Origin of the sequence: Escherichia sp. MOD1-EC6819, from assembly GCF_002965765.1 — a bacterium.
GTDB classification, from domain to species: domain Bacteria; phylum Pseudomonadota; class Gammaproteobacteria; order Enterobacterales; family Enterobacteriaceae; genus Escherichia; species Escherichia ruysiae.
The window spans coordinates 154,770-177,225 of sequence record NZ_PTRG01000005.1 but is presented as its reverse complement, the minus strand read 5'-3'; the positions used below and the strand labels follow the sequence as shown (position 1 = coordinate 177,225).

At 49.6% G+C, this 22,456-nt stretch carries 18 protein-coding genes, 1 other RNA gene and 1 pseudogene; 17 read left to right on the top strand and 3 right to left on the bottom strand.

Going from position 1 to position 22,456, the window contains the following annotated elements:
* Positions 1-278 precede the first annotated feature (278 nt).
* From ydiK to A7Z06_RS08845, 9 genes and pseudogenes are all read left to right on the top strand, one after another.
* Positions 279-1,391, top strand: a complete 1,113-nt coding sequence (gene ydiK, locus A7Z06_RS08885) for an AI-2E family transporter YdiK (RefSeq protein ID WP_085460676.1) — start codon at positions 279-281, stop codon at positions 1,389-1,391.
* 186 nt (positions 1,392-1,577) lie between these two features.
* Positions 1,578-1,685: antisense sRNA RprA (gene rprA / locus A7Z06_RS08880), an RNA gene on the top strand.
* Positions 1,686-1,820: 135 nt separating this feature from the next.
* Positions 1,821-2,177: a YdiL family protein gene (locus tag A7Z06_RS08875; RefSeq protein ID WP_000995296.1), complete on the top strand. Its 357-nt coding sequence runs from the start codon at positions 1,821-1,823 to the stop codon at positions 2,175-2,177.
* 99 nt (positions 2,178-2,276) lie between these two features.
* Positions 2,277-3,491, top strand: a complete 1,215-nt coding sequence (locus tag A7Z06_RS08870) for an MFS transporter (RefSeq protein WP_000795541.1) — start codon at positions 2,277-2,279, stop codon at positions 3,489-3,491.
* Positions 3,492-3,717: 226 nt separating this feature from the next.
* Positions 3,718-4,972, top strand: a pseudogene (locus tag A7Z06_RS08865) (MFS transporter).
* An 11-nt stretch (positions 4,973-4,983) separates the two neighbouring features.
* Entirely contained in the window at positions 4,984-5,850 is an 867-nt protein-coding gene (ydiB, locus tag A7Z06_RS08860) for a quinate/shikimate dehydrogenase (RefSeq protein ID WP_000383455.1), read from the top strand.
* 30 nt (positions 5,851-5,880) lie between these two features.
* On the top strand, positions 5,881-6,639 hold the full coding sequence (aroD, locus tag A7Z06_RS08855; RefSeq protein WP_000860206.1) for a type I 3-dehydroquinate dehydratase: 759 nt from the start codon (positions 5,881-5,883) through the stop codon (positions 6,637-6,639).
* A 145-nt stretch (positions 6,640-6,784) separates the two neighbouring features.
* Positions 6,785-8,380 (top strand): acyl CoA:acetate/3-ketoacid CoA transferase, encoded by a 1,596-nt coding sequence (locus A7Z06_RS08850; protein ID WP_000805717.1) that lies wholly within the window; start codon positions 6,785-6,787, stop codon positions 8,378-8,380.
* Positions 8,381-8,393: 13 nt separating this feature from the next.
* Entirely contained in the window at positions 8,394-9,545 is a 1,152-nt protein-coding gene (locus tag A7Z06_RS08845) for an acyl-CoA dehydrogenase (RefSeq protein WP_105279397.1), read from the top strand.
* A gap of 42 nt (positions 9,546-9,587) precedes the next feature.
* On the opposite strand, the gene A7Z06_RS08840 is transcribed toward A7Z06_RS08845, so the two are convergent.
* Complete coding sequence (locus tag A7Z06_RS08840) at positions 9,588-10,499, bottom strand: AraC family transcriptional regulator (RefSeq protein ID WP_000284824.1); 912 nt, start codon at positions 10,497-10,499, stop codon at positions 9,588-9,590.
* A 315-nt stretch (positions 10,500-10,814) separates the two neighbouring features.
* Between A7Z06_RS08840 and A7Z06_RS08830 the strand changes: the two genes are divergently transcribed.
* Genes A7Z06_RS08830 through fadK form a run of 5 tightly spaced genes read left to right on the top strand, consistent with a single transcriptional unit; the run spans position 10,815 to position 15,875 of the window.
* Positions 10,815-11,579, top strand: coding sequence for an electron transfer flavoprotein (locus tag A7Z06_RS08830; protein WP_000692131.1), 765 nt, complete (start codon positions 10,815-10,817; stop codon positions 11,577-11,579).
* A 19-nt stretch (positions 11,580-11,598) separates the two neighbouring features.
* Positions 11,599-12,537, top strand: a complete 939-nt coding sequence (locus tag A7Z06_RS08825) for an electron transfer flavoprotein subunit alpha (RefSeq protein ID WP_000080675.1) — start codon at positions 11,599-11,601, stop codon at positions 12,535-12,537.
* A 55-nt stretch (positions 12,538-12,592) separates the two neighbouring features.
* Positions 12,593-13,882, top strand: coding sequence for an FAD-dependent oxidoreductase (locus A7Z06_RS08820; RefSeq protein WP_001278489.1), 1,290 nt, complete (start codon positions 12,593-12,595; stop codon positions 13,880-13,882).
* Entirely contained in the window at positions 13,879-14,172 is a 294-nt protein-coding gene (locus A7Z06_RS08815) for a ferredoxin family protein (protein WP_000081469.1), read from the top strand. Before A7Z06_RS08820 ends, A7Z06_RS08815 begins: the two co-directional genes overlap by 4 nt.
* A 56-nt stretch (positions 14,173-14,228) precedes the next feature.
* Positions 14,229-15,875 carry a medium-chain fatty-acid--CoA ligase gene (fadK, locus tag A7Z06_RS08810; RefSeq protein ID WP_000869241.1) on the top strand — a complete coding sequence of 549 codons (1,647 nt, stop codon included), beginning with the start codon at positions 14,229-14,231 and terminating at the stop codon, positions 15,873-15,875.
* 55 nt (positions 15,876-15,930) lie between these two features.
* Here fadK and ppsA read toward each other — a convergent pair whose 3' ends face one another.
* Positions 15,931-18,309, bottom strand: a complete 2,379-nt coding sequence (gene ppsA, locus A7Z06_RS08805) for a phosphoenolpyruvate synthase (RefSeq protein WP_000069382.1) — start codon at positions 18,307-18,309, stop codon at positions 15,931-15,933.
* A 331-nt stretch (positions 18,310-18,640) separates the two neighbouring features.
* On the opposite strand from ppsA, the gene ppsR reads away from it, so the two are divergent.
* The 3 genes from ppsR (at position 18,641) to hemP (ending at position 21,000) form a co-directional block, all read left to right on the top strand.
* Complete coding sequence (gene ppsR, locus A7Z06_RS08795) at positions 18,641-19,474, top strand: posphoenolpyruvate synthetase regulatory kinase/phosphorylase PpsR (protein WP_000368057.1); 834 nt, start codon at positions 18,641-18,643, stop codon at positions 19,472-19,474.
* A gap of 156 nt (positions 19,475-19,630) precedes the next feature.
* On the top strand, positions 19,631-20,677 hold the full coding sequence (gene aroH / locus A7Z06_RS08790; RefSeq protein WP_001082212.1) for a 3-deoxy-7-phosphoheptulonate synthase AroH: 1,047 nt from the start codon (positions 19,631-19,633) through the stop codon (positions 20,675-20,677).
* A gap of 131 nt (positions 20,678-20,808) precedes the next feature.
* The gene (hemP, locus tag A7Z06_RS08785) at positions 20,809-21,000 is read left to right on the top strand and encodes a hemin uptake protein HemP (protein WP_010345977.1); all 192 of its coding nucleotides are present in this window, start codon (positions 20,809-20,811) and stop codon (positions 20,998-21,000) included.
* A 3-nt stretch (positions 21,001-21,003) separates the two neighbouring features.
* Here hemP and selO read toward each other — a convergent pair whose 3' ends face one another.
* The gene (gene selO, locus A7Z06_RS08780; RefSeq protein WP_000175586.1) at positions 21,004-22,440 is read right to left on the bottom strand and encodes a protein adenylyltransferase SelO; all 1,437 of its coding nucleotides are present in this window, start codon (positions 22,438-22,440) and stop codon (positions 21,004-21,006) included.
* Positions 22,441-22,456: the final 16 nt, after the last annotated feature.

Genomic DNA, 22,456 nt, shown 5'->3' with positions numbered 1-22,456 from the left:
GCGGGAAGGCGGCAAGCGAGTGAACGCCAGGAACTTACAAAAGTAAGTGACTGGGGTGAACGAACGTAGCCGCAGCACATGCAACTTGAAATACGACGAGTAAACCGTTTGCGTGTTGCCTGAATTGTTGTACCACATTTTTTTCTTACACGCCCATCAGAATTAAGGGCAGAATCGGCCTGTTAAAAACCGCTGAAATTGCTCATCATTATGCAGGTGAGTTTCGCGTGTTCACGTCGCGTCGACGATTTGACGCACAAAAAAGGTGAAAAGTAGTTATGGTAAATGTTCGTCAGCCCAGGGATGTCGCACAAATTCTGCTTTCGGTGCTGTTTTTAGCCATCATGATTGTGGCATGTCTGTGGATTGTTCAACCCTTCGTTCTCGGCTTTGCGTGGGCCGGTACGGTGGTTATCGCTACCTGGCCGGTATTGTTACGCTTGCAAAAGATCATGTTTGGTCGCCGTTCGCTCGCCGTTCTGGTGATGACGCTGTTATTAGTGATGGTGTTTATCATCCCTATCGCCTTATTGGTTAACAGTATCGTCGATGGCAGTGGGCCGTTGATTAAAGCCATTTCCAGCGGCGACATGACGTTACCCGATCTGGCGTGGCTTAATACCATCCCGGTGATTGGTGCGAAGCTGTATGCAGGCTGGCACAATTTGCTGGATATGGGGGGTACGGCGATCATGGCGAAAGTCCGTCCTTATATTGGCACCACCACCACCTGGTTTGTTGGGCAGGCGGCGCATATCGGGCGCTTTATGGTGCATTGTGCATTAATGCTTCTCTTCAGCGCCCTGCTGTACTGGCGCGGTGAACAGGTAGCGCAAGGCATTCGCCATTTTGCAACTCGTCTGGCAGGCGCTCGTGGTGATGCCGCAGTCCTGCTGGCGGCGCAGGCTATCCGCGCGGTGGCGCTGGGTGTAGTGGTAACAGCGTTGGTGCAGGCGGTACTTGGCGGTATCGGTCTGGCGGTATCCGGCGTTCCTTACGCAACGCTGCTGACGGTGTTAATGATCCTCTCCTGCCTTGTCCAGCTTGGCCCGCTGCCGGTGTTGATTCCGGCGATTATCTGGCTCTACTGGAGCGGTGATACCACCTGGGGCACGGTATTGCTGGTGTGGAGTGGTGTGGTTGGCACACTGGATAACGTGATTCGCCCGATGTTAATTCGCATGGGCGCCGATTTACCGCTGATCCTGATCCTCTCCGGGGTTATCGGTGGTTTGATTGCCTTCGGGATGATTGGTCTGTTTATTGGTCCGGTTCTGTTAGCCGTTTCCTGGCGTCTGTTTGCTGCGTGGGTGGAAGAAGTCCCGCCACCGACTGACCAGCCGGAAGAAATTCTCGAAGAACTGGGCGAAATTGAAAAGCCGAATAAGTAACTCTCTCATCAGGCGGCTCTGCCGCCTGATTGTTAACCATCGCTAATTGATATTTCATTTCTCAACCTCGTATTTCCCTGCTTACCTCCATTCAGCTGGTAGTACCTGTCGCAAATTCTTTACAGTTTTTAAACTAATGAGACGAATCTGATCGACGCAAAAAGTCCGTATGCCTACTATTAGCTCACGGTTATAAATCAACATATTGATTTATAAGCATGGAAATCCCCTGAGTGAAACAACGAATTGCTGTGTGTAGTCTTTGCCCATCTCCCACGATGGGCTTTTTTTTAACATTTTTCCGTTTCCTTACCTCGCCATTCATTCTTTCCAATAATGTTGCACAAGATACTGTGACTCTCTTCAAGCCGTTAGCAGGCTGATAATGTTATTTATATTTTATTCTATTTTTTGATGCAGCCATTACCTATGAACGCTTATGAACTCCAGGCACTACGCCATATTTTTGCCATGACTGTTGATGAATGCGCGACCTGGATTGCCCAGACAGGTGACAGCGAAAGCTGGCGGCGGTGGGAAAATGGCAAAAGCGCCATTCCTGATAGCGTCGTTGAAAAATTGCTGGCTATGCGTCAGCAAAGAAAAAAACACCTTCACGCCATCATAGAGAAAATAAATAACCGCATCGGCAATAACACCATGCGTTTTTTCCCTGACTTAACCGCGTTTCAACGTGTCTACCCTGACGGCAATTTTATTGACTGGAAGATTTATCAATCGGTAGCCGCTGAATTATATGCGCACGATCTTGAACGCCTTTGTTGATATTTTAACGGGAATCAACAGTCATCATTACAAAAATAATGAACGGATATTGACGCAATATCGCCACATTTTTTAAAGCACAGTTGCTAAGTGGATCTTATGAAAAATCCCTATCTCCCTACCGCGCTGGGGTTGTATTTCAATTACCTGGTGCATGGTATGGGCGTCATTTTGATGACCCTGAATATGGCCTCGCTGGAGACGCTTTGGCATACCAATGCGGCAGGTGTCTCGATTGTTATCTCATCATTAGGCATTGGTCGGTTAAGCATCCTGTTTCTTTCTGGCTTATTATCCGATAGATTCGGTCGCCGACCGTTTATCATTCTCGGTATGTGCTGCTATATCGCCTTCTTTTTTGGCATCCTGCACACCAATAACATCATTATCGCTTATGTTTTTGGCTTTCTGGCCGGAATGGCAAACAGTTTTCTCGATGCAGGTACTTATCCCAGCCTGATGGAAGCCTTTCCTCATTCACCGGGTACAGCCAATATTTTAATTAAAGCGTTTGTTTCCTGCGGACAATTTTTATTGCCGTTAATCATTAGTTTATTGGTATGGGCCGAACTGTGGTTTGGTTGGTCTTTTATGATTGCCGCAGGCATTATGATTATTAACGGTCTGTTTTTATACCGCAGTACCTTTCCACCGCATCCGGGTCGTCGCTTACCGGCAGTAAATAAAACAACCACTTCTGCGGGGCATCGCTGCTCAATAATCGATTTAGCCAGTTATACCTTATATGGCTATATATCAATGGCAACGTTTTATCTGGTCAGCCAGTGGCTGGCACAATACGGACAATTTGTCGCTGGCATGTCATACACAATGTCGATCAAATTACTCAGCATCTACACCGTGGGATCGCTGCTTTGCGTATTTATTAGTGCACCGCTCATTCGTAAAGCGATTCACCCGACAACATTGTTGATGCTGTACACGTTTATCTCATTTATTGCCCTGCTCACCGTTTGCCTGTATCCCACATTTTATGTGGTAATAACATTCGCTTTCGTTATTGGTTTTACCTCCGCTGGAGGCGTTGTACAAATTGGCCTGACGTTAATGGCTGAACGTTTTCCCTACGCTAAAGGTAAAGCAACCGGGATTTATTACAGTGCGGGAAGTATTGCGACCTTTACCATTCCGTTGATTACGGCTCATCTATCACAAAGAAGTATTGCCGATATTATGTGGTTCGATACTGGCATCGCTGCCGTCGGTTTTTTACTGGCGCTGTTTATTGGCTTACGCAGCCACAAGGAAACACAACATCCATCGCTAAAGGGAAATGTCGCCACGGGCGGGTAATGCAATATTCTTTTCAGGACATGCAAGATCTTACGGATAAATTAATCTTTCTGCGCTAATTAAGGGAAATCACGATCTAAAACAAACTATTACATGCAATATTCCTGGAAACATAAACTTTATGCCATGTATCCGGGGGAAATCACCTTCAGTATAGTGATTATGAAAACCGTCGAAGAACAATACGTACGGTAACAAAATTATCTTTCAGCAAGGAGCTGTGAAAATGTCTCAAAATAAGGCTTTCAGCACGCCATTTATCCTGGCTGTTCTTTGTATATACTTCAGCTATTTCCTGCACGGCATTAGTGTTATTACACTTGCACAGAACATGTCATCTCTGGCAGAAAAATTTTCAACGGACAACGCGGGTATTGCTTATTTAATTTCCGGTATTGGCCTGGGTCGCCTGATCAGTATTTTATTCTTCGGTGTAATCTCCGACAAATTTGGACGGCGCGCAGTCATATTAATGGCAGTAATAATGTATCTACTGTTCTTCTTTGGTATTCCCGCTTGCCCGAATTTAACGCTCGCTTACTGTCTGGCAGTGTGCGTAGGTATCGCTAACTCGGCGCTGGATACCGGTGGTTACCCGGCGTTGATGGAATGCTTTCCGAAAGCCTCCGGGTCGGCAGTAATACTGGTTAAAGCAATGGTGTCATTTGGGCAAATGTTCTATCCAATGCTGGTGAGTTATATGCTGCTGAATAACATCTGGTACGGCTATGGGCTGATTATTCCTGGCATCCTGTTTGTACTGATCACGCTGATGCTGTTGAAAAGCAAATTCCCCAGCCAGTTGGTGGACGCCAGCGTTGCCAATGAATTGCCGATAATGAACAGTAAACCGTTAGTCTGGCTGGAAGGTGTTTCGTCGGTACTGTTCGGTGTTGCCGCATTCTCGACCTTTTATGTGATTGTGGTGTGGATGCCCAAATATGCAATGGCATTTGCCGGTATGTCGGAAGCCGAAGCATTAAAAACCATCTCTTATTACAGTATGGGTTCGCTGGTCTGTGTCTTTATATTTGCCGCGCTACTGAAAAAAATAGTACGCCCCATCTGGGCTAACGTATTTAACTCTGCACTGGCAACGGTAACCGCCGCCATTATCTACTTGTATCCTTCCCCATTGGTGTGTAATGCCGGAGCCTTTGTTATCGGTTTCTCAGCGGCTGGCGGCATTTTACAACTCGGCGTTTCGGTCATGTCAGAGTTTTTCCCCAAAAGCAAGGCCAAAGTCACCAGTATTTATATGATGATGGGCGGTCTGGCTAACTTTGTTATTCCACTGATTACCGGTTATCTGTCAAATATCGGCCTGCAATATATCATCGTTCTCGATTTTACTTTCGCGCTGCTGGCCCTGATTACCGCGATTATTGTTTTCATTCGCTATTACCGCGTATTCATTATTCCCAAAAATGATATCCGGTTAGGCGAATGTTATTTTAAACACAATTAAGCACAGAGGTTAAAGGAGTGAATTATGGATGTTACCGCAAAATACGAATTGATTGGGTTGATGGCCTATCCTATCCGCCACAGTTTATCGCCTGAAATGCAGAATAAAGCCTTAGAAAAAGCGGGATTGCCATTTACCTATATGGCCTTTGAAGTGGATAACGATAGCTTTGCCGGAGCAATTGAAGGATTAAAAGCCCTCAAAATGCGCGGCACCGGTGTGTCGATGCCGAACAAACAACTGGCGTGTGAATATGTTGATGAATTAACGCCTGCGGCGAAACTGGTGGGCGCCATCAATACCATCGTTAATGATAACGGCTACCTGCGTGGTTATAACACCGACGGCACAGGCCATATTCGCGCCATAAAAGAGAGCGGTTTTGATATCAAAGGAAAAACGATGGTGCTGTTAGGTGCCGGTGGCGCCTCAACGGCGATTGGCGCGCAGGGTGCGATTGAAGGGTTAAAAGAAATTAAACTCTTTAACCGTCGGGATGAGTTTTTCGATAAAGCCCTCGCCTTCGCGCAACGGGTCAACGAAAACACCGATTGCGTCGTCACAGTGACGGATCTCGCGGATCAGCAGGCCTTTGCCGAGGCGCTGGCTTCTGCCGACATTTTAACCAACGGCACTAAAGTGGGTATGAAACCCCTTGAAAATGAATCATTGGTTAATGATATCAGTCTGTTACATCCAGGACTTCTGGTCACCGAATGCGTATATAACCCGCATATGACGAAGTTATTGCAGCAGGCGCAACAAGCAGGTTGCAAAACGATTGATGGATACGGCATGTTGTTGTGGCAAGGGGCTGAACAGTTCACGTTATGGACTGGCAAAAATTTCCCTCTGGAATACGTTAAACAGGTCATGGGGTTCGGCGCCTGACAGGCTGACCGCGTGCAGAAAGGGTAAGAAATGAAAACCGTAACTGTAAAAGATCTCGTCATTGGCACGGGTGCACCAAAAATCATCGTCTCGCTGATGGCGAAAGATATCGCCAGCGTGAAATCTGAAGCTCTTGTCTATCGTGAAGCGGACTTTGATATTCTGGAATGGCGCGTGGATCACTTTGCCGACCTCACCTGTGTGGAGTCGGTCATGGCGGCGGCAAAAATTCTCCGTGAGACCATGCCAGAAAAACCGCTGCTGTTTACCTTCCGCAGTGCCAAAGAAGGCGGCGAGCAGGCGATTTCCACCGAAGCTTATATTGCTCTCAATCGTGCAGCCATCGACGGCGGTCTGGTGGATATGATCGATCTGGAGTTATTTACCGGCGATGATCAGGTTAAAGAAACCGTCGCCTACGCCCACGCGCATGATGTGAAAGTTGTCATGTCCAACCATGACTTCCATAAAACGCCGGAAGCCGAAGAAATCATTGCCCGTCTGCGCAAAATGCAGTCCTTCGACGCCGATATTCCTAAGATTGCGCTGATGCCGCAAAGTACCAGCGATGTGCTGACGTTGCTTGCCGCGACCCTGGAGATGCAGGAGCAGTATGCCGATCGTCCAATCATTACCATGTCGATGGCAAAAACTGGCGTAATTTCCCGTCTGGCTGGTGAAGTTTTCGGTTCGGCGGCAACCTTTGGCGCAGTAAAAAAAGCCTCTGCCCCTGGACAAATATCGGTGAATGATTTGCGCACAGTATTAACTATTTTGCATCAGGCATAATCAATAACGTTCCGGCGGGAACACCCTCACCCGCCGAAATAAAAATAAGTGTTTTAAGAGTATTTAATAATAATATTCCGTGAGTATCTGCGCGCTATTTTTCTGGCTGGCGCAGGGAAACTCACACCTGAATCAGGAAAAAATAATGAAACCTGTAAAACCACCTCGTATTAATGGACGAGTGCCGGTCCTGTCGGCACAGGAAGCGGTGAGTTATATTCCCGATGAAGCGACGCTTTGTGTATTAGGTGCAGGCGGAGGTATTCTGGAAGCCACCACGTTAATTACTGCTCTTGCTGATAAATATAAACAGACTCAAACGCCACGTAATTTATCAATTATTAGCCCTACGGGGCTTGGCGATCGCGCCGATCGCGGTATTAGTCCGCTGGCGCAAGAAGGTCTGGTGAAATGGGCATTATGCGGTCACTGGGGACAATCGCCGCGTATTTCTGACCTTGCAGAACAAAATAAAATTGTTGCCTATAACTATCCACAAGGTGTACTCACCCAAACATTGCGCGCCGCCGCTGCCCACCAGCCGGGAATTATTAGCGATATTGGTATCGGTACATTTGTTGACCCTCGCCAACAAGGCGGAAAACTGAATGAAGTGACCAAAGAAGAGCTGATTAAACTGGTCGAGTTTGATAATAAAGAATATCTCTATTACAAAGCGATTGCGCCGGATATCGCTTTTATTCGCGCTACCACCTGCGACAGCGAAGGCTACGCCACTTTTGAAGATGAGGTGATGTATCTCGACGCATTGGTTATTGCCCAGGCGGTGCACAATAACGGCGGTATTGTGATGATGCAGGTGCAGAAAATGGTTAAGAAAGCCACGCTGCATCCTAAATCTGTCCGTATTCCGGGTTATCTGGTGGATATTGTGGTGGTCGATCCGGATCAAACCCAACTGTATGGCGGTGCGCCGGTTAACCGCTTTATTTCTGGTGACTTCACCCTTGATGACAGCACCAAACTTAGTCTGCCCCTAAACCAACGTAAATTAGTTGCGCGGCGTGCATTATTCGAAATGCGCAAAGGCGCGGTGGGAAATGTCGGTGTCGGTATTGCCGACGGCATTGGCCTGGTCGCCCGTGAAGAAGGATGTGCTGATGACTTTATTCTGACGGTGGAAACGGGTCCGATTGGCGGTATTACCTCGCAAGGTATCGCCTTTGGCGCAAATGTTAATACCCGCGCCATTCTGGATATGACGTCCCAGTTCGATTTTTATCACGGCGGTGGTCTGGATGTTTGTTATTTGAGTTTTGCCGAAGTCGACCAGCACGGCAACGTCGGTGTGCATAAATTCAATGGCAAAATCATGGGCACCGGCGGATTTATTGATATCAGCGCCACCTCGAAGAAAATTATTTTCTGTGGCACGTTAACCGCAGGAAGTTTAAAAACAGAAATTGCCAACGGCAAATTAAATATTATCCAGGAAGGACGGGTGAAGAAATTTATCCGTGAACTACCGGAAATCACGTTCAGCGGAAAAATCGCTCTCGAACGGGGACTGGATGTTCGTTATATCACCGAACGTGCCGTCTTCACGCTGAAAGAAGACGGTCTGCATTTAATCGAAATCGCCCCTGGTGTCGATTTGAAAAAAGATATTCTCGACAAAATGGATTTCACCCCAGTTATTTCACCAGAACTCAAACTGATGGATGAGAGATTATTTATCGATGCAGCGATGGGTTTTGTCCTGCCTGAAGAGGCTCATTAACAGGAGTATAATGATGGATTTTTCTTTAACTGAAGAACAAGAACTGCTGCTGGCCAGTATTCGCGAACTGATTACGACTAACTTTCCGGAAGAGTATTTCCGCACCTGCGATCAAAACGGTACATATCCGCGTGAGTTTATGCGGGCACTGGCGGATAACGGTATTTCCATGCTTGGCGTGCCGGAAGAATTTGGTGGTATCCCTGCGGATTACGTCACCCAAATGCTGGCGCTGATGGAAGTGTCAAAATGCGGTGCTCCGGCGTTTTTGATTACCAACGGTCAGTGTATTCACAGTATGCGCCGTTTCGGTTCTGCGGAGCAGCTACGCAAAACGGCAGAAAGCACACTGGAAACGGGTGATCCCGCCTATGCCCTGGCGTTGACGGAGCCAGGCGCAGGCTCAGACAACAACAGTGCCACTACCACTTACACGCGTAAAAATGGCAAGGTTTACATCAACGGACAGAAAACCTTTATTACCGGTGCGAAAGAGTACCCGTATATGCTGGTGCTGGCGCGCGATCCAGAACCGGAAGATCCGAAAAAGGCCTTCACCCTGTGGTGGGTCGACTCCAGTAAGCCCGGCATTAAGATTAACCCGCTGCATAAAATCGGCTGGCATATGCTCAGCACCTGCGAAGTCTATCTCGACAACGTGGAAGTTGAAGAGAGCGACATGGTGGGCGAAGAAGGAATGGGGTTCCTCAATGTGATGTACAACTTTGAGATGGAACGCCTGATCAACGCCGCGCGCAGCACCGGCTTTGCCGAGTGTGCCTTTGAAGATGCCGCCCGCTATGCCAACCAGCGTATCGCTTTTGGTAAGCCGATTGGGCATAACCAGATGATCCAGGAAAAACTGGCACTGATGGCGATTAAGATCGACAACATGCGCAATATGGTGCTGAAAGTGGCATGGCAAGCTGACCAGCATCAGTCATTGCGCACCAGCGCGGCGCTGGCAAAATTGTACTGCGCACGTACCGCGATGGAAGTCATTGATGATGCGATTCAAATCATGGGTGGTCTGGGCTATACCGATGAGGCGCGCGTCTCCCGCTTCTGGCGCGATGTTCGCTGTGAACGTATCGGCGGCGGTACAGACGAAATTATGATTTACGTTGCAGGTCGGCAGATTCTGAAAGATTACCAGAATAAATAATCTCCAGGCGGCGCAGCTTCTTACAAAACTGCGCCGCCTGATTTATCCGGCAAGACTTACGGGTTGAGGAAATTCAGATAAGATTTCTTGTTCCGCAAAACAGTTTTTAAATTGCCTGCGGTAATCGCTGGGTGAACAGCCGACATGGCGCAAAAACAGTTTGGCAAAGTGATCGACATTTTCATAACCCACACGCCAGGAGATCTCTGCCTGTGATAATTCAGTATTGGTGAGTGACCATTTCGCTTCCGTCATACGCCGTTGAATAACATAGTTAATAGGGGAAATGCGATACTCTTTGGTAAATTCATGGCAAATATAACTGACGCTGGCACGAAATTTTTTCGATAACTGTTCCAAAGTGATTTTTTCGCGATAATTATTATTCAGATAGAAAAGAATATCTTTAATCAGCACATCTTTTTTAATATACCCTTGCTCCGAACGATACGCATTTTTAAAATTTTCGTAGTAGAGAATTGCTAATGTATAGGCAAAAGCGTCCCATAATGAAGATGTCTGATTATTTTTACTTTGCGGCAAAATAACGCTTAGCTCATTAAATAAGGTTTTAATGACCTCTTTTCCCTGCCCTGCGGCAATTACCGGGCAAGAATGCGGTTGCAGAAGCTGGTTTTCCTCTGCCCCCTGAAACTGAAAGCCATACAGTGCACAGGTACAGGTCGTAGCAGGATCGTTGACATCAGAAGCTACCGCATGAAGTCTGCCGCGTTCTATCACCACAATGTCATCGGCATGGGCTACATACAACGAGGAGTCAATGGTAAACCTTGCCACGCCTTTCTTGACATAAATCAGCTCAGTTTCATTGTCATGAACGTGATGTCCAGACTCCCATTTTGGATCATCGCTAAATGCAAAACGTGAAAGCCGTGGCGTTTTTCCAGCGACAAACAGCGTTTCGCTGACATTATCAAAACAGCGTTGATACATGACAACCTCCCTATTCCATGAGCAAGCAAAAGCAATATATGCTGGATAAAATACGGCGTGTATTACGGTTATACAACCGCGTTTAGCGAGAGCTAAACAAGATTATTTACACCGAATGCAAGATTGTACGGTCACGGCATAACAATATTGCCGCTCACTGCACTTTTGTTTTAGCGATCGCATTTTTTTTGCAAGATTGTTGGCAAGGAAAACAGCTTGCTCCGTCGAAAACGCCTTCCTGCTATCGCACACTATTTTCAGGCCATTTTTACCTTCCATCGGAGATGGTTCCGTATGCGACCCACAGGAGAAATCATGAAAATAATAACCTGCTTTAAGCTGGTGCCTGAAGAACAGGACATTGTTGTCACTCCCGAATACACCCTTAATTTCGACAATGCCGACGCCAAAATCAGCCAGTTCGATCTCAATGCCATTGAAGCTGCAAGCCAGCTTGCAACAGATGACGATGAGATAGCCGCGCTGACCGTTGGCGGTTCGTTATTGCAGAACTCGAAGGTGCGCAAAGACGTGTTATCACGCGGGCCACACAGCCTGTATATAGTGCAGGATGCCCAACTTGAACACGCGCTGCCCGTCGATACCGCAAAGGCGCTGGCAACCGCAGCAGAAAAAATCGGCTTTGATTTACTGATCTTTGGCGAAGGTTCCGGCGATCTCTATGCCCAGCAGGTTGGTCTGCTGGTAGGGGAAATCTTGCAACTTCCGGTGATTAATGCAGTGAGTGCCATTGCGCGTCAGGGCGATACATTGGTGGTTGAACGCACACTCGAAGAGGAAGTTGAAGTTATTGAACTCTCGCTTCCCGCCGTACTTTGCGTCACGTCTGATATCAACGTTCCACGTATCCCCTCCATGAAAGCCATTCTCGGTGCAGGCAAAAAACCGGTGAACCAGTGGCAGGCGAGTGACATCGGCTGGAGCCAGACCACGCCACTTGCTGAACTGACCGGCATTCGCGTACCGCCGCAAACAGAACGTAAACACATCATTCTCGATAACGATTCGCCGGAAGCGATTGCCGAGCTGGCGGAACACCTGAAGAAAGCCCTGAACTAAAGCCAACGGAGAAGAAACGATGAGTCAATTAAACAGCGTCTGGGTCTTTAGCGATAACCCTGATCGTTATGCTGAACTGTTTGGCGGTGCGCAGCAATGGGGGCAACAGGTGTATACCATTGTGCAAAATGCCGACCAGGCGCAGGCGGTTATGCCTTATGGCCCAAAATGTATTTATGTTCTTGAGCAAAACGATGCGCTGCAACGCACTGAAAATTACGCTGAAAGCATTGCTGCCCTGCTTAAAGATAATCACCCCGCTATGTTGCTGATGGCCGCGACGAAACGCGGTAAAGCTCTGGCAGCACGGTTAAGTGTGCAACTGAATGCGGCGCTGGTGAACGATGCTACGGCGGTGGATATTGTCGATGGTCACATTTGCGCCGAACACCGTATGTATGGCGGGCTAGCGTTCGCTCAGGAAAAGATCACCAGCCCGCTGGCGATAATTACCCTTGCGCCCGGTGTTCAGGAACCGTGCACGAGCAATGCTTCTCATCAATGCCCGATTGAAACGGTGCCTTACGTTGCCCCGCGTCATGAAATTCTCTGTCGCGAACGCCGTGCGAAAGCGGCAAGCAGTGTGGATCTGAGTAAAGCAAAACGCGTGGTCGGCGTCGGTCGCGGTCTGGCAGCGCAGGATGACCTGAAAATGGTTCACGAACTGGCGGCGGCACTGAATGCTGAAGTCGGCTGCTCACGCCCGATTGCCGAAGGCGAGAACTGGATGGAACGTGAACGTTATATCGGTGTCTCCGGGGTGTTGCTGAAATCCGAACTCTACCTGACGCTGGGGATCTCCGGGCAGATCCAGCATATGGTCGGCGGCAACGGCGCAAAAGTGATTGTCGCCATCAATAAAGATAAAAACGCGCCAATCTTCAACTATGCCGACTACGGTCTGGTGGGCGATATCTACAAAGTCGTCCCCGCCCTGATTAGCCAGTTGAGCCGCTAATTCCCCTTTCAACCACATCTCCCGCTGTAAACGCAGCGGGAAGGGAGCATAACGCATGTCGGATGACAAATTTGATGCCATTGTGGTCGGTGCGGGCGTTGCCGGTAGCGTCGCCGCACTGGTGATGGCGCGAGCCGGGCTGGATGTCCTGGTAATAGAACGTGGCGATAGCGCCGGATGCAAAAATATGACTGGCGGGCGTCTTTATGCCCACACGCTTGAGGCTATTATTCCCGGCTTTGCTGCATCTGCACCGGTTGAACGCAAGGTCACACGCGAGAAAATCTCTTTCTTAACCGAAGAAAGCGCCGTTACCCTCGATTTTCACCGTGAGCAACCGGATGCCCCGCAGCAAGCGTCTTATACCGTATTGCGCAACCGCCTCGATCCGTGGCTGATGGAACAAGCAGAACAGGCGGGTGCGCAGTTTATCCCGGGCGTTCGCGTCGATGCCCTGGTTCGTGAGGGAAACAAGGTCACTGGCGTTCAGGCCGGGGATGATATTCTCGAAGCGAATGTGGTCATATTGGCCGATGGCGTTAACTCAATACTTGGTCGTTCGCTGGGCATGGTTCCCGCCTCCGATCCGCATCATTACGCTGTTGGTGTTAAAGAGGTCATTGGCCTCACGCCAGAACAAATCAACGATCGCTTTAACGTCACCGGCGATGAAGGTGCCGCCTGGCTGTTTGCCGGTTCCCCTTCTGACGGCCTTATGGGCGGTGGATTCCTCTATACCAACAACGATTCCGTATCGTTGGGTCTGGTCTGCGGATTGGGTGATATCGCCCATGCACAAAAAAGCGTGCCGCAAATGCTGGAAGATTTTAAACAGCACCCCGCCATACGTCCGCTGATTAGCGGTGGCAAACTGCTTGAATATTCCGCACATATGGTGCCGGAAGGTGGCCTGGCGATGGTGCCGCAACTGGTTAACGATGGTGTGATGATCGTCGGTGACGCCGCCGGTTTCTGCCTCAATCTTGGCTTTACGGTTCGCGGAATGGATTTAGCCATCGCGTCGGCACAGGCGGCTGCCACAACGGTGATTGCCGCCAAAGAACGCGCGGATTTCTCCACCAGCAGCCTGGCGCAATACAAACGTGAGCTGGAACAGAGTTGCGTCATGCGCGATATGCAGCATTTTCGTAAAATCCCGGCGCTGATGGAAAACCCGCGCCTGTTTAGCCAATACCCACGAATGGTCGCTGACATCATGAACGATATGTTCACCATCGACGGTAAACCTAACCAGCCGGTACGCAAAATGATCATGGGACACGCGAAGAAAATTGGGCTGGTCAACTTGCTTAAAGATGGCATTAAGGGAGCAACCGCACTATGAGCCAGAATTCTACGGTTAATGTTGACGTCAAATTAGGCGTCAATAAATTCCATGTTGATGAGGGACATCCGCACATCATTCTGGCGGCAAATCCCGATATCAATGAATTTCGTAAATTAATGAAAGCCTGCCCGGCCGGACTTTATAAGCAGGATGACGCTGGAAATATTCATTTTGATTCTGCCGGTTGTCTCGAATGCGGAACCTGTCGGGTGCTTTGCGGCAACACTATCCTCGAACAATGGCAATACCCTGCTGGCACTTTCGGTATTGATTTCCGCTACGGTTAATCACGCATCCCACAGGCCTGTACGTCGGGCCTGACGTTTTGTTTCGAGAGTCCAAAATGAAAGTAACATTAACGTTTAACGCGCAGCGTCGTGCAGCCTATCGGCAGCAAGGGTTATGGGGTGATGCTTCGCTGGCTGACTACTGGCAGCAAACTGTGCGAGCGATGCCTGACAAAATAGCTGTGGTCGATAATCATGGTGCATCGTACACCTATAGCGTGCTCGATCAGGCCGCGAGCTGTCTGGCAAGCTGGATGCTGGCGAACGGTATTGAAGCCGGCGATCGCGTCGCATTTCAACTGCCGGGCTGGTGTGAATTTACCGTTATCTATCTTGCCTGCCTGAAAACCGGTGCGGTATCCGTGCCGCTGTTACCTTCCTGGCGAGAAGCGGAACTGGTGTGGGTGCTCAATAAGTGCCAGGTCAAAATGTTTTTTGCCCCGACGTTGTTTAAACAAACGCGTCCGGTAGAGTTAATCCTGCCGCTGCAAAATCAGCTTCCACATCTGCAACAAATTGTCGGCGTGGACAAACTGGCTCCCGCCACATCGTCTCTCTCGTTACGCCAGATTATTACCGATAATACCCCGCTGACGACGTCGATATCGGTTCACGGCGATGAATTAGCGGCAGTGCTGTTTACCTCCGGAACTGAAGGTATGCCAAAGGGCGTGATGCTGACACATAATAATATTCTCGCCAGCGAGCGGGCATATTGTGCGCGGCTGAATCTGACATGGCAGGATGTTTTTATGATGCCTGCGCCGCTGGGTCATGCGACAGGTTTTCTGCATGGCGTAACGGCGCCGTTTTTGGTAGGCGCACGGAGCGTATTGTTAGATATTTTCACCCCTGAAGCCTGTCTCTCGCTACTTGAGCAACAACGTTGCACCTGTATGCTCGGCGCAACGCCGTTTGTCTATGACCTTTTGAATTTACTGGAGAAACAGCCCGCAGATCTTTCTGCGCTGCGTTTCTTCCTTTGCGGTGGCACCACGATCCCAAAAAAAGTGGCGCGTGAATGCCAACAGCGCGGCATTAAATTGTTAAGTGTTTATGGCTCCACAGAAAGCTCGCCGCACGCGGTGGTGAATCTCGACGATCCGTTGTCACGCTTTATGCATACCGATGGTTACGCTGCCGCTGGCGTGGAAATCAAAGTCGTCGATGACGCACGCAAGACCTTACCGGCCGGTTGTGAAGGTGAAGAGGCCTCGCGTGGCCCCAATGTGTTTATGGGTTATTTTGATGAACCTGAATTAACCGCCCGCGCGCTGGATGAAGAAGGCTGGTATTACAGCGGTGATCTCTGCCGCATGGATGAGGCTGGCTATATAAAAATAACCGGACGTAAGAAAGATATTATTGTCCGTGGCGGCGAGAATATTAGCAGCCGTGAAGTGGAAGATATATTGTTGCAGCATCCCAAAATTCATGATGCCTGCGTGGTTGCGATGCCCGATGAACGCTTAGGCGAACGCTCGTGTGCTTATATTGTATTAAAATCGCCACATCATTCATTATCTCTGGAAGATGTGGTAGCATTTTTTAGCCGTAAACGGGTCGCGAAATATAAATACCCTGAACATATCGTGATAACTGAAAAGTTACCCCGCACTGCATCCGGTAAAATACAAAAATTTTTACTCAGGAAAGATATTATTCAGCGATTAACCGAGGGTCATTGCGGAATTACTGAATAAGATTCGTATCCGCGAATAGCTAGCCCCGGCGACAATATGCCGCCGGGGCTATATTTTATTTCTTCAGTTCAGCCAGACTTAACCAGGTTTGCACTACAGTGTCTGGGTTCAGAGACAGGCTGTCGATTCCCTCTTCCATCAACCATGCTGCAAAGTCTTCGTGGTCAGATGGCCCCTGACCGCAAATCCCGACGTATTTGCCCTGTTTCTTCGCGGCACGGATTGCCATCGACAACAGTGCTTTCACGGCATCGTTGCGCTCATCGAACAGTTCAGACACCACGCCGGAGTCACGATCCAGGCCAAGCGTCAGCTGCGTCATGTCGTTTGAGCCGATAGAGAAGCCGTCGAAATATTCGAGGAACTGTTCTGCCAGCAAGGCGTTGGACGGAATTTCACACATCATGATGATCTTCAGACCGTTCTCACCACGTTTCAGTCCCTGACGCGCCAGTTCTTCAACCACCGCTTTCGCCTGGTCAACGGTACGCACGAACGGGATCATGATCTCAACGTTGGTTAACCCCATGTCGTTGCGCACACGTTTCACCGCTTCACACTCCAGCGCGAAGCAGTCGCGGAAGCTATCAGAAACGTAGCGACCGGCGCCACGGAAGCCCAGCATCGGGTTCTCTTCATGCGGCTCGTAACGTTCGCCACCGACCAGGTTAGCATATTCGTTGGATTTAAAATCAGAGAGACGGACAATGACGCGCTTCGGATAAAACGCTGCGCCCAGCGTCGCGATCCCTTCAGTCAGACGACCAACGTAAAATTCACGCGGAGAATCAAAGCCTTTCATCATCTCGCGGATTTCGTTTTGCAGCTGCGGTTCCTGGTCGTCAAACTCAAGCAGTGCACGCGGGTGAACGCCAATCATGCGGTTGATGATAAATTCCAGGCGCGCCAGACCTACGCCTTCATTTGGCAAGCAGGCGAAGTCAAACGCACGATCCGGGTTACCGACGTTCATCATCACTTTCAGCGGCAGATCCGGCATGGTTTCCACGCTGGAGCTTTTCACGCTAAATTCCAGCAACTCGGCATAAACGTAACCGGTATCGCCTTCAGCACAAGAAACAGTGACATTCTCACCGTCTTTCATCCGTTCGGTCGCATCGCCGCAGCCAACCACCGCCGGAATACCCAGTTCGCGTGCGATGATCGCCGCGTGACAGGTACGACCGCCACGGTTGGTGACGATGGCTGATGCTTTCTTCATGATCGGTTCCCAGTCCGGGTCGGTCATGTCAGTGACCAGCACGTCACCTGGTTCGATGCGGTTCATTTCGCTGATGTCATGAATGACTTTCACCGGCCCCGCGCCAATGCGATGACCGATAGCACGGCCTTCGGCGATAATCTTGCCCTGTGAATGCAGCGTATAACGTTCCATGACCTGGCCGCGTGAACGCACGGTTTCCGGACGCGCCTGCACAATAAACAGTTTGCCGGTGTGGCCGTCTTTCGCCCACTCAATATCCATCGGGCGACCGTAGTGTTTCTCAATTTGTACGGCCTGTTTTGCCAGCTCCTGCACTTCTTCATTGGTCAGCGAGAAGATGTCACGTTGTTCCTGCGGTACGTCTTCAATTTTAACTTGTTTGCCGTGTTCCTGGGTCGGCGCGTAGACCATGCGGATTTTTTTCGACCCCATGGTACGGCGCACGATAGCCGGGCGATTCGCCGCCAGCGTCGGTTTATGCACGTAAAATTCATCCGGGTTAACCGCGCCCTGCACAACCATCTCACCGAGCCCCCATGCGGAAGTGATAAACACCACCTGGTCGAAACCGGATTCGGTATCAATGGAGAACATCACGCCAGAGGACGCGAGGTCGGAACGCACCATCCGCTGAACACCGGCGGAGAGCGCGACGCCACGGTGATCGTACCCCTGGTGAACGCGATAAGAGATGGCGCGATCGTTAAACAGGGAAGCAAAGACATGCTTCACTGCCACCAGTACGGCGTCAAAACCCTGAACGTTGAGGAAGGTTTCCTGCTGACCGGCGAAGGAGGCGTCCGGCATGTCTTCTGCGGTGGCGGAGGAGCGCACCGCAAAAGAGGCGTTTTCGTCATCGGCGGAAAGCTGTGCATAGGCTTCGCGGATGGCGTTTTCCAGCTCAGGCTGGAAGGGAGTGTCGATAATCCACTGGCGGATTTGCGCACCTGCTTTCGCAAGCTGGGTAACATCGTCAATATCCGTTTTATCCAGCAGTTCATAAATGCGCTGGTTTACGCCGCTTTGATCCAGAAACTGGTTAAACGCATCGGCGGTTGTGGCGAAACCATTCGGAACGGAAACGCCCATTCCGGAAAGGTTAGTAATCATTTCACCCAGGGAGGCATTTTTGCCCCCAACCCTGTCTACATCATTCATGCCGAGTTGGTTATACCAAAGCACCAGCGGTGACGAGCCATTGTTGGACATCGAACAATCCTTTTGTGATAAATGAACGGTTTGAGAAACACATTTCTGCGCATTTATCTTTGCATATTTAACCGGATGAAAAAAACGGTGAATCGTTCAAGCAAATATATTTTTTTACTTTTTAAGACTGATCCCAGCGTTGCGCAAATCTGTTATCTTCGATAATTCCCACATAAACCATCGGTATAAACGAAACCGAAAAATGAAATGCTGTTTTCATAAAAAATAAAATTGAAGGTTCATTTTATAAACCCGGCATAACGTTCTACGCTTCTGTGCATTTTTAATTTATGCTTTCATAGAATTATGTCTGCATCACAGGAAGAACAAAATGGATAATGCTGTTGATCGCCACGTTTTTTATATTTCTGATGGTACGGCAATAACTGCGGAGGTATTAGGACACGCAGTGATGTCGCAATTTCCTGTTACTATCAGCAGCATTACGCTGCCGTTTGTCGAAAATGAGAGCCGTGCACGGGCGGTGAAAGACCAAATAGACGCGATTTATCAGCAGACAGGTGTGCGCCCGCTGGTCTTCTACTCCATCGTGTTGCCGGAAATTCGCGCCATCATTTTGCAAAGTGAAGGCTTTTGCCAGGATATCGTTCAGGCGCTGGTTGCCCCGCTACAACAAGAGATGAAACTGGACCCAACGCCGATTGCTCACCGTACTCACGGCCTGAATCCCAATAATCTGAATAAATATGATGCACGTATTGCGGCGATTGATTACACCCTCGCCCACGATGACGGTATTTCGTTGCGCAATCTGGATCAGGCACAGGTGATCCTGCTCGGCGTTTCTCGCTGCGGTAAAACTCCCACCAGTCTGTATCTGGCGATGCAGTTTGGTATCCGCGCGGCAAACTACCCCTTCATTGCTGATGACATGGATAATCTGGTGCTGCCCACGTCACTTAAACCGCTACAGCATAAACTGTTCGGGCTGACCATCGACCCAGAGCGTCTGGCGGCTATTCGTGAAGAGCGTCGGGAAAACAGCCGCTATGCCTCGCTTCGTCAGTGCCGGATGGAAGTCGCGGAAGTAGAAGCGTTGTACCGTAAAAATCAGATCCCGTGGATCAACAGTACCAATTATTCGGTAGAAGAGATTGCCACCAAGATCCTCGATATCATGGGTCTTAGCCGCCGAATGTACTAGAGAACTAGTATAAGAGTTCGTTTTTTTGTTATTATGCCGTCAATTGAGCGAAGTGTTGCCTGCCTCGCACTTGAAATCAGCAGGGATTGGTTTATCGTGATGCGCATCACTTCTTGGCATCCCTGCCGTTGAAGCAACAAATTTCTGAGACTTGTAATGAACAGAACTGACGAACTCCGTACTGCGCGTATCGAGAGTCTGGTAACGCCCGCCGAACTCGCGCTACGGTATCCCGTAACGCCTGGCGTCGCCAGCCATGTCACCGATTCCCGCCGTAGAATTGAAAAAATACTGAATGGTGAAGACAAGCGACTGTTGGTCATTATTGGCCCCTGCTCGATCCACGATCTTACCGCTGCAATGGAGTACGCCACCCGTCTGCAGGCACTGCGCAACCAGTACCAGTCACGGCTGGAAATCGTAATGCGCACCTATTTTGAAAAACCACGAACCGTTGTCGGCTGGAAAGGATTAATTTCCGACCCGGATTTAAACGGCAGCTATCGCGTAAATCACGGCCTCGAACTGGCGCGTAAGTTACTGTTACAGGTAAATGAGCTGGGCGTCCCCACCGCGACCGAATTTCTCGATATGGTGACCGGTCAGTTTATTGCCGACTTAATTAGCTGGGGCGCGATTGGCGCACGCACTACAGAAAGCCAGATCCACCGCGAAATGGCGTCCGCGCTCTCATGCCCTGTAGGCTTTAAAAATGGTACTGATGGCAACACGCGTATTGCCGTGGACGCGATTCGCGCGGCGCGCGCCAGCCATATGTTCCTCTCGCCAGACAAGAACGGCCAGATGACCATCTACCAGACCAGTGGCAACCCGTATGGGCACATTATTATGCGTGGTGGCAAAAAACCAAATTATCATGCCGATGATATCGCCGCCGCCTGCGATACATTGCACGAGTTTGATTTGCCAGAACATCTGGTGGTGGATTTCAGCCACGGCAACTGTCAGAAGCAGCACCGCCGTCAGTTAGAAGTTTGTGAGGATATTTGCCAGCAAATCCGCAATGGCTCTACGGCGATTGCCGGAATTATGGCGGAAAGTTTCCTGCGTGAAGGTACACAAAAAATTGTTAGCAGTCAGCCACTCACCTACGGTCAGTCAATTACCGATCCATGTTTAGGCTGGGAAGATACTGAACACCTGGTCGAAAAACTCGCCTCTGCGGTAGATACCCGCTTCTGAATGCGTGCCCATTCCGTCGGGAATGGGCATTTCTACTCAATATCTTGTCTTATCAATGAATTATTACTTGCCCTGGCGCAAGATTGTATTGATAATAAGAATCATTGTTATATCAATTATTATTAGTTTTTATGAGCTATACGGACAGCAGCAGACTCACGCCTAAAACGGATGCAAATCAGAAGATCTCTTCCCCACAGCCTGTTCGACGGATTGCCAGCCAGACACTGTTAGGTCCGGATGGCAAACTGATCATTGATCATGACGGACAAGAATATCTGCTCCGTAAAACACAGGCTGGCAAGCTGCTGCTGACAAAGTAGCGTTTAACTCGAACAGCTGACTTCCAGTCGTTTGCCCCAGTCCGGTGGGCGGCTGACATAATCATCATCTCTGTCGCTGAAAGGATTTCGCAACGCCTCATGCAGGCGGTGTAATTCCGTCATATCGCCCTGTTCCGCCGCCTCAATGGCTCGTTGTGCCAGCCAGTTGCGCAACACCAGCGCCGGATTGACGCTTTGCATCAGTTGCTGACGTTCGCTGTCGGTGACGTTATCTTGCTGCAAACGCGCCCGATAACGGGCAAACCAGTCATCAAATGCCGCACGATCAATAAACTCATCACGCAGTGGCGATGCCGGACTGCGCTGTTCAACCAGGCTAAGGATGCGGAATGTACGGGTATAGTCGCTGCGCTCACGCGCCATAAGACTGAATAATTCATTCAGCAGCGCGTTATCCTCTTTCTGCTCCGTCATAAAGCCCAGCTTCTGCCGCATACGTTGTCCGTAATGCGTCAACAAAACCTGTTGATAGCTGTCCAGCGCCGTATTGAGCGCATCCACAGAAATAAATGGCGACAATGTCTGTGCCAGACGCTGTAAATTCCACAACGCGACGGCAGGCTGATTATCAAAACTATAACGCCCCTGATGATCCGAGTGGTTACAGATAAAGCCAGGCTCGTAATCATCGAGGAAGCCGAACGGCCCGTAATCGAGGGTCAGGCCAAGAATCGACATGTTGTCAGTGTTCATAACACCATGAGCAAAACCGACTGTCTGCCAGTGAGCCATTAACGACGCGGTACGTGCGACAACATCGGTAAACCAGAGACGGTATTTATCCTCATCATCCTGAAGATGTGACCAGTAATGTCGGATGGCAAAGTCAGCCAACTGGCGAACCTTTTCCGGCTCGCGGCGATAGTAAAAGTGTTCGAAGTGACCAAATCGCAGATGGCTTTGTGCCACGCGCATTAACATCGCGCCTGATTCTACCGTTTCCCGATAAACTGGCGTATCGCTGGTAACAATGCTTAAAGCGCGCGTCGTAGGAATGCCCAGATAATGCATCGCCTCACTGGCGAGACTTTCACGAATCGTAGAGCGCAATACCGCCCGTCCATCGCCCATTCGCGAATAAGGCGTCAGCCCCGCTCCTTTCAGATGCCAGTCCATTGTTGTGCCATCGGCGAGTTGTTGCTCACCGAGAAGAATGCCACGCCCGTCACCCAACTGGCCCGCCCAGACGCCAAACTGATGACCGCTGTAGACCTGCGCCAGTGGCGACATGCCAGGTAGTAATGTTTCTCCCCCCCACACGCCGGCGCCACTTTCAAACAGCGACGAGGGAATACCCAGCGTGTTAGCCAGTTCTGCATTATGCCAGATCAGCCGGGCGTTATTTAAAGGCGTGGGGGAAAGTGCTGTATAGGTTGCTGGCAATTCATCGCGCCAGCGGGTAATAAAAGACAGGGTCATAGATCCTCCTGTCTGA

Excerpts from the sequence above, each read along its gene's own strand:
- ydiK (WP_085460676.1), top strand. The coding sequence starts at position 279 with ATGGTAAATGTTCGTCAGCCCAGGGATGTCGCACAAATTCTGCTTTCG.
- A7Z06_RS08875 (WP_000995296.1), top strand. The coding sequence starts at position 1,821 with ATGAACGCTTATGAACTCCAGGCACTACGCCATATTTTTGCCATGACT.
- A7Z06_RS08870 (WP_000795541.1), top strand. The coding sequence starts at position 2,277 with ATGAAAAATCCCTATCTCCCTACCGCGCTGGGGTTGTATTTCAATTAC.
- ydiB (WP_000383455.1), top strand. The coding sequence starts at position 4,984 with ATGGATGTTACCGCAAAATACGAATTGATTGGGTTGATGGCCTATCCT.
- aroD (WP_000860206.1), top strand. The coding sequence starts at position 5,881 with ATGAAAACCGTAACTGTAAAAGATCTCGTCATTGGCACGGGTGCACCA.
- A7Z06_RS08850 (WP_000805717.1), top strand. The coding sequence starts at position 6,785 with ATGAAACCTGTAAAACCACCTCGTATTAATGGACGAGTGCCGGTCCTG.
- A7Z06_RS08845 (WP_105279397.1), top strand. The coding sequence starts at position 8,394 with ATGGATTTTTCTTTAACTGAAGAACAAGAACTGCTGCTGGCCAGTATT.
- A7Z06_RS08840 (WP_000284824.1), bottom strand. The coding sequence starts at position 10,499 with ATGTATCAACGCTGTTTTGATAATGTCAGCGAAACGCTGTTTGTCGCT.
- A7Z06_RS08830 (WP_000692131.1), top strand. The coding sequence starts at position 10,815 with ATGAAAATAATAACCTGCTTTAAGCTGGTGCCTGAAGAACAGGACATT.
- A7Z06_RS08825 (WP_000080675.1), top strand. The coding sequence starts at position 11,599 with ATGAGTCAATTAAACAGCGTCTGGGTCTTTAGCGATAACCCTGATCGT.
- A7Z06_RS08820 (WP_001278489.1), top strand. The coding sequence starts at position 12,593 with ATGTCGGATGACAAATTTGATGCCATTGTGGTCGGTGCGGGCGTTGCC.
- A7Z06_RS08815 (WP_000081469.1), top strand. The coding sequence starts at position 13,879 with ATGAGCCAGAATTCTACGGTTAATGTTGACGTCAAATTAGGCGTCAAT.
- fadK (WP_000869241.1), top strand. The coding sequence starts at position 14,229 with ATGAAAGTAACATTAACGTTTAACGCGCAGCGTCGTGCAGCCTATCGG.
- ppsA (WP_000069382.1), bottom strand. The coding sequence starts at position 18,309 with ATGTCCAACAATGGCTCGTCACCGCTGGTGCTTTGGTATAACCAACTC.
- ppsR (WP_000368057.1), top strand. The coding sequence starts at position 18,641 with ATGGATAATGCTGTTGATCGCCACGTTTTTTATATTTCTGATGGTACG.
- aroH (WP_001082212.1), top strand. The coding sequence starts at position 19,631 with ATGAACAGAACTGACGAACTCCGTACTGCGCGTATCGAGAGTCTGGTA.
- hemP (WP_010345977.1), top strand. The coding sequence starts at position 20,809 with ATGAGCTATACGGACAGCAGCAGACTCACGCCTAAAACGGATGCAAAT.
- selO (WP_000175586.1), bottom strand. The coding sequence starts at position 22,440 with ATGACCCTGTCTTTTATTACCCGCTGGCGCGATGAATTGCCAGCAACC.